The organism is Paracidovorax cattleyae, assembly GCF_900104515.1.
GTDB classification, from domain to species: domain Bacteria; phylum Pseudomonadota; class Gammaproteobacteria; order Burkholderiales; family Burkholderiaceae_C; genus Paracidovorax; species Paracidovorax cattleyae.
Genome location: NZ_FNJL01000068.1, coordinates 1 through 6181, shown reverse-complemented (window position 1 = coordinate 6181; position 6181 = coordinate 1). Strand labels below are relative to the sequence as shown.

Sequence of the window (6181 nt, the reverse complement as noted above, 5' to 3'; positions counted from 1 at the left end):
GCCTTGGCGCCCCTGCGCCACCCGGATGATGGAGCGCAGGTCCGAGACCATTGCCTCGAAGCAACCCGCATCCAGCCAGCGACGGCTCTGCTGGTAGACCGCCTCCCAAGGCGGCAAATCGTTGGGCAGCATCCGCCAGGGCGCTCCCGCGCGCACCAGCCAGCGCAGGGCATTGAAGACCTCTCGCAGATCGTGTCCACGCTGAGGTGCGTGCGGGTCCATCAGGGTCAGGTATGGCGCAGCGAAGCTCCATTCTTCGTCGCTGACGTCTGTCGGGTAGGGCTTGCGGGGCATTTGCAAACTCTACCTCCCGCATCGCACTCATGAAGCAAAGTTCATAACACGCTCTAGCGACGGAAGCTTCGATCTTTCATGGCAAACGTGTCGGGGTTCGTTATGCGCGGAAGAAGCCATTTTTGGTGAACTCCCAAGGGACGGTGCACGCACGTGGTGAAGAAGGCAGCCGGCAGGCTGACGGGGTCTGATGATGAGGCCGGCCCCGCCGCTCATCCCCACCCTCACAGGCCTTGATAATCCCCGGTCGGCCCCTACATGTCCGGGCGTTCCCTTTCCTTGCGAACCTCTCACAAGAGCCATCCACCAACCATGAGCAAGCACACCCATTCCTTCCAGGCCGAAGTCGCGCAACTGCTGCACCTGGTCACCCACTCGCTGTACTCCAACCAGGAAATCTTCCTGCGCGAGCTGATCTCGAACGCATCCGACGCCTGCGACAAGCTGCGTTTCGAGGCCCTGAACAACGCCGCGCTGTACGAAGACGCGCCCAACCTCGAAGTGCGCGTGTCCTTCGACAAGGCCGCGAAGACGCTCACGATCACCGACAACGGCATCGGCATGAGCGAGCAGGAGGCGATCGACCACCTGGGCACGATCGCCAAGAGCGGCACCAAGGATTTCATGAGCCGCCTCTCGGGCGACCAGAAGCAGACGGCCAGCGAACAGGGCCAGCTCATCGGCCAGTTCGGCGTGGGCTTCTATTCGGGCTTCATCGTCGCCGACAGGATCACCGTGGAATCGCGCCGCGCGGGCCTGAAGCCCGAAGAGGGCGTGCGCTGGACCAGCGGCGGCACGGGCGACTTCGAGGTCGAGACCATCACGCGCGCCGAGCGCGGCACCAGCATCATCCTGCACCTGCGGGACGACGCCGAGGAGTTCCTGAACGCCTGGAAGCTCAAGCAGGTCATCGGCAAATACTCCGACCACATCAGCCTGCCCATCCTGATGGAAAAGGAAGAGTGGAAGGACGGCGAGAAGGAGGGCGATCCCGGCAAGATGGTCAAGACCGGCGAGTGGGAGGCCGTGAACAAGGCGAGCGCCCTGTGGACGCGCCCCAAGAAGGACATCACCGACGAGCAGTACCAGGAGTTCTACAAGGCGATCAGCCACGACCACGAGAACCCGCTCACCTGGAGCCACAACCGCGTGGAGGGCAACACCGAGTACACGCAGCTGCTCTACATCCCCGCGAAGGCGCCGTTCGACCTGTGGAACCGCGACAAGAAGGCCGGCGTGAAGCTCTACGTGAAGCGCGTCTTCATCATGGACGATGCCGAAGCGCTCATGCCCACGTACCTGCGCTTCGTGAAGGGCGTGATCGACTCCGCCGACCTGCCGCTCAACGTGAGCCGCGAGCTGCTGCAGGAAAGCCGCGACGTGCGGGCCATTCGCGAGGGCTCCACCAAGCGCGTGCTCTCGATGCTCGAAGACCTGGCCAGGCACGACCGCCCCACCGCCGGTGAAGGCGTCGACGGCGTGACCGACGTGGTGAGCGAGGAGGACAAGGCCAAGGAAGGCCGGTACACGCAGTTCTACGCCGAGTTCGGCGCCGTGCTCAAGGAAGGCCTGGGCGAGGACTTCGGCAACCGCGAGCGCATCGCGAAGCTGCTGCGCTTCGCCTCCACCACCACGGACACCACCACCGTCTCGCTGGCCGACTACAAGGCCCGCATGAAGGAAGGCCAGGAGGCCATCTACTACATCACCGCCGACACCCTGGCCGCCGCGAAGAACAGCCCGCAGCTCGAGGTCTTCAAGAAGAAGGGCATCGAGGTGTTGCTGATGACCGACCGCGTGGACGAGTGGGCGCTCAACTACCTGCACGACTTCGACGGCACGCCCCTGCAGTCCGTGGCCAAAGGGGCTGTGGATCTGGGCACGCTGCAGGACGAGGCCGAGAAGAAGGCCGCCGAAGAGGCTGCCGAGGCCTTCAAGCCCGTGCTGGCGAAGCTCAAGGAAGCCCTGAAGGACCGGGCCGAGGATGTGCGCGTGACCACGCGCCTCGTCGATTCGCCCGCCTGCCTCGTGGTGCAGGAGCACGGCATGAGCACCCAGCTCGCGCGCCTCATGAAGCAGGCCGGCCAGTCGCTGCCCGACGCCAAGCCCGTGCTGGAGGTGAACCCGGAGCACGCGCTGGTGAAGAAGCTGGACGGCAGCGTGCACTTCCACGATCTGGCGCACATCCTCTTCGATCAGGCCCTGCTGGCCGAAGGCGGACTGCCGGACGACCCGGCTGCGTATGTGAAGCGGGTGAATGCGCTGCTGGTGTGAGACCCGGCGAGTGAGCCGGCGGGCCTGCGCTGTGAGCCCGTCCCGCAAAGCAAGACGAAGCCGCGGAAGGGTCGCCATGTCCTCCGCGGCTTTTTCGTGGGTGCGTATGCCGATCTGGCAGGTGCAGGTCAGTTTGGCGGCAGACGGGCCGGCAGGTCCAGCATGCCGGCGCATGGCTTGCAGTGGAAATAGCGGCCCTGTGCCCGCTCCCTGCCCCGCGCGATGGGGGTCAGCAGGGCGGTGCCGGCATCGTTGGCGATGCCCAGGCTGGCGGTGCGGCCGTCCTGGAAGCGGACGCGGGCTTCCGTATAGCAGTCGCCCACGAGGAAATCGTCGTGCAGGGCCGCCCGGCGGGTGATGGGGCGGGCGTGTGCGAGAAACCGGCGTACGTCGCTTTCGGCCAGCGGCCGGACGCCTGCACAGGGGGCCGCGTTGCCCGCCGCGGTTTGCGCGTTGGCGCGGGTGATCTGGATGGATGCCACGGGAGCGATGGCATGGGTTTTATTGACGGCGCGCGGTGGCTCCGGGTGCCTGCCCCGCGTTGCATAGATGCGCGGCCAGGCATAGGGCCGCGGCGGAATATATTTTCAACGCCATATTGCGGTACTCGCCTCGGTGGTGTTTTTTCTGCTCACGTCAGGATGTCGGTGCAGGGTGCCGATCAGCTCATCAACGAGCCTCCGCAAAGACATAATTTCGGCTATGGTGATTGATTCGCTGATTTTCGAATCAGATTTGAATAGTCTTCCATCTTTCTCTTGGTGCTACGACCGTTGAGATCATGGTTAGAGAAGCAGGAAAGTTCCCCAATAGTTGGTGAGGGCGCGTTGAGCCTGTCTGCTCTCGTAAATTTCCTCAGGGAGAAGGTTTGCTACATTAACTAAAAATGTCGCGACCAACTTGGACTGAATAGGATCTATTTTTTCAAAGGATGAAAATTTTCTTTCCAGCTTTTTCTTGCCTTTCAAGGAGTCATCTAAATTTTCTGATGTATGTTCATCGAATCCATTTTCCAGATCAAACATCAGATAGGTAAAAAACTCATTGTTTATATTTTTTAGATCAAAAAAATATTTCAGAAAAGCAGGTAGGTAATAAATGCTGCCGCTGACGGTCAATCTTGAGTGTTGTATGTAAACATCTTCAATCTTCTCGATATTTACCTCAGTCCACCTCTTCCCGTTAAATAGTGAAAAGAATCTTAGATAATCTTCCCTATCATCCCCGGTAAAAGTGTTTTTTATGAATAATTTACCTTCTGGATAATTTTCAGGGAAGGCCGCTAACAGCATGTTTTCATAGTGCCTCGCCAGAGATGGCGCTGAAGAGGCGGCCTTTTTTCTTTCCTTTAAGATTTGGAGATTAATTGGATTTTTTTCTACCATTGGTGTCCCGTGCATTTCCCGTCGATTCTTCTAAGCTCATTGATTTGCTTGTTGTGACCAGCGTCATCACCTGCAAAGAATTTTTTGGCAATGTTGATTCTTGCGTCAATGCATCTTTGTAGTTTTTCTGCCTTGCTGAAGCTGATTTCGGGTTCCAAGCAGGTAAGGCCTTTCGATTATTCGCAGACCTGAGGTACGAAGCGTCTGTGGTTCACTTCGCTTCAGTTCGTAGGAACGCGGCTCAGGTTGGGCGCCGAATTATCCTGTCTGGCGCTCTGCGGGCCTTATTGGGTTTTAGACCGGCGGAGCGCCACCGCAAGTAACTGCGCGAGACCGCTACACGGCCTTCATGAGAGCGCGCGGATTGGCGTTGGCAGGTACCCTGGGCAGCAGCGAGGACTGTTTCAGTTGCATCATCATCTGGCTCACCGCATTAATTGGCATCCGTATTCAGTTTGGCGCACGCTATGGAGCTTCAGCTCCGTCACGGCTACTGGGTCGATATCCCCCTCGGACGCACCGTACAAATCGAATGTGTCGCATTGGTGATGTTCATCAACGTCGAACAAAACCCGGGAACACATATCCATTCTCGATTCGCCAGGACGCGCCAAAAAAATAGTCAGCGGGAACTGGTACTGCTGTCTTGCATCTTCAATTGCCTGCGCATTTGCCGTGCTTTCAACAGCCCACACAGGCATGGATCCCGCCAGTTTCATGATTTGCTCTCGCGCATCCATCTCAAAGATGACCGCCACAGATTGCGCCTCAGGAGAATCCATGGATTTTGTCCCGAAGTTCTGCCATAAGTCCATGACGAGATAGGCCAGCCCCTCTTGAGAACACCTTTTGGCAAAGCACAAGGGAAGTTATAAACCTCCGATAAATCATTTATTATTATATATTTTCAATATATCTTCCAAGCAGTCGAAGTTATTGCAACCTATTATGGCTCTCTGCTCCTTTAGATACATTTTGTCTCTTAAAATGGATGAGTAATTCATTGCTTTTAGATTATTGTTTTCAACATCTATAAAAGCAGCAGTCCCCCACGAGAAGGTGCGCTCGCCCTTCAAGGAGCCATCCAAGGTTGGCAGCAGAGGTGATTCTTTATCGAAAAAATCCACCGTCATCACTTCTTGGTCCGCAGAATTGCTTGCAACCTTATGGAGCACGATGCTTTTTTCACTCATCATTGGAGATGAGCTTCTCCAGCCTTCTTTTAATTCAATGCACCGGATCTTTCCTGGATCACAGTAAATTTTTTGCTCCGACGGAAAGATTAGTTGATATGAAAAATAGACAGCAAAAAGCAAAATAAAAGCGACAGATATTCTTTTAATCATCTTCACACTCCTTTGTTGTAGCCACACACCATGGGCCTCTTCCCGGACGCTCATCCAAGCGTGGTTGACTTGCTTGAGCCGACGTCTTCTCGCCCATAATGCCAAGGAGCATGTCTTTTGCTATAGAAACAATGCTCCGCTGACTTGCAGCAATGCTCGTATAAATTTCACTTCCGTATTCGAATCCGATTTGACCCGCAGTTATGGCATCCCTTCTTACTTGCTGATCAAGATAGGAGAGGGCAGCACTATCCCAATCAGACAGAGGCTGATGACTTGCAAGCTTTCCCATGAGCTCATCTCGCGCTTTCTTCCTGTTAATAATTTGACGAATAATACAAGCTCTTTTGCTGCCGTTATCATAAGTTCCTTTCGCATCGAAAATCTCATATCCCACCTCCCCTCCCTTTGTGGCTTTATCTCTAAAATCCAAACCTAGTGGGTCTATTCTGTTAAGAGAGTTACCCCCTGAGTAGGATAATTTATTTGCTCCGCCAAGCAATCCAATCGGATCCTGCGTCACATATTGTCCCAGCATCGGGTCGTAGTACCGGTGGCGGTTGTAGTGGGGAACCTCTCACAACCCCTGATCCGAGCCCAGCATCAAGGCTATCCGCACACATTCACCTGCTTCGGGAGCGCGATAGCAACTGCCCTGGGGACGATCCCCGTGCTCAGGGGCCTTTCGGCCCCAGCGACTCATGCGTTCGCCGTGCGCGGGCGCACCTGTGCCTTGCAGGCGCCGCTTTTGGGTTTGAAGAATGCATCCACTCCCCGGTCCAGGAAGGACGCCAGGCGCTTCATGTTGTAGCAGGCGGCCATCATCGTCATGCCAACCGTGGCCCGTGCCTGCCCGATCGTGCGCACGAACTTGCCGCCCAG

At 56.5% G+C, this 6181-nt stretch carries 7 protein-coding genes and 2 pseudogenes; 1 reads left to right on the top strand and 8 read right to left on the bottom strand.

Features of this window, described 5'->3' with window-relative positions; genetic code table 11:
- The coding region (locus tag BLR05_RS25230) for a transposase (RefSeq protein ID WP_143016037.1) at positions 1-294 on the bottom strand (294 nt) is incomplete at its 3' end.
- Positions 295-606: 312 nt separating this feature from the next.
- Here BLR05_RS25230 and htpG point away from each other — a divergent pair.
- On the top strand, positions 607-2568 hold the full coding sequence (gene htpG, locus BLR05_RS25225) for a molecular chaperone HtpG (protein WP_092840506.1): 1962 nt from the start codon (positions 607-609) through the stop codon (positions 2566-2568).
- 128 nt (positions 2569-2696) lie between these two features.
- On the opposite strand, the gene BLR05_RS25220 is transcribed toward htpG, so the two are convergent.
- From BLR05_RS25220 to BLR05_RS25200, 7 genes and pseudogenes are all read right to left on the bottom strand, one after another.
- On the bottom strand, positions 2697-3050 hold the full coding sequence (locus tag BLR05_RS25220) for a hypothetical protein (RefSeq protein ID WP_225978999.1): 354 nt from the start codon (positions 3048-3050) through the stop codon (positions 2697-2699).
- Between the two features lie 303 nt (positions 3051-3353).
- Entirely contained in the window at positions 3354-3968 is a 615-nt protein-coding gene (locus BLR05_RS26320) for a DUF6714 family protein (protein WP_143016036.1), read from the bottom strand.
- On the bottom strand, positions 3947-4111 hold the full coding sequence (locus BLR05_RS27715) for a hypothetical protein (protein WP_092840503.1): 165 nt from the start codon (positions 4109-4111) through the stop codon (positions 3947-3949). The genes BLR05_RS26320 and BLR05_RS27715 overlap by 22 nt, the downstream gene beginning before the upstream one ends.
- A 267-nt stretch (positions 4112-4378) precedes the next feature.
- Positions 4379-4735 carry a hypothetical protein gene (locus BLR05_RS25210; protein WP_143016035.1) on the bottom strand — a complete coding sequence of 119 codons (357 nt, stop codon included), beginning with the start codon at positions 4733-4735 and terminating at the stop codon, positions 4379-4381.
- 105 nt (positions 4736-4840) lie between these two features.
- Positions 4841-5299, bottom strand: coding sequence for a hypothetical protein (locus tag BLR05_RS26315; RefSeq protein WP_143016034.1), 459 nt, complete (start codon positions 5297-5299; stop codon positions 4841-4843).
- A pseudogene (locus BLR05_RS25205) lies at positions 5292-5855 on the bottom strand (RHS repeat-associated core domain-containing protein); the annotation flags it as partial. The gene BLR05_RS26315 and the pseudogene BLR05_RS25205, both read right to left, overlap by 8 nt.
- 143 nt (positions 5856-5998) lie before the next feature.
- A pseudogene (locus tag BLR05_RS25200) lies at positions 5999-6181 on the bottom strand (IS5/IS1182 family transposase); the annotation flags it as partial.

Coding starts and splice junctions, on each gene's coding strand:
- BLR05_RS26315 (WP_143016034.1), bottom strand. CDS start 5,299: ATGATTAAAAGAATATCTGTCGCTTTTATTTTGCTTTTTGCTGTCTAT.
- htpG (WP_092840506.1), top strand. CDS start 607: ATGAGCAAGCACACCCATTCCTTCCAGGCCGAAGTCGCGCAACTGCTG.
- BLR05_RS25210 (WP_143016035.1), bottom strand. CDS start 4,735: ATGGATTCTCCTGAGGCGCAATCTGTGGCGGTCATCTTTGAGATGGAT.
- BLR05_RS26320 (WP_143016036.1), bottom strand. CDS start 3,968: ATGCACGGGACACCAATGGTAGAAAAAAATCCAATTAATCTCCAAATC.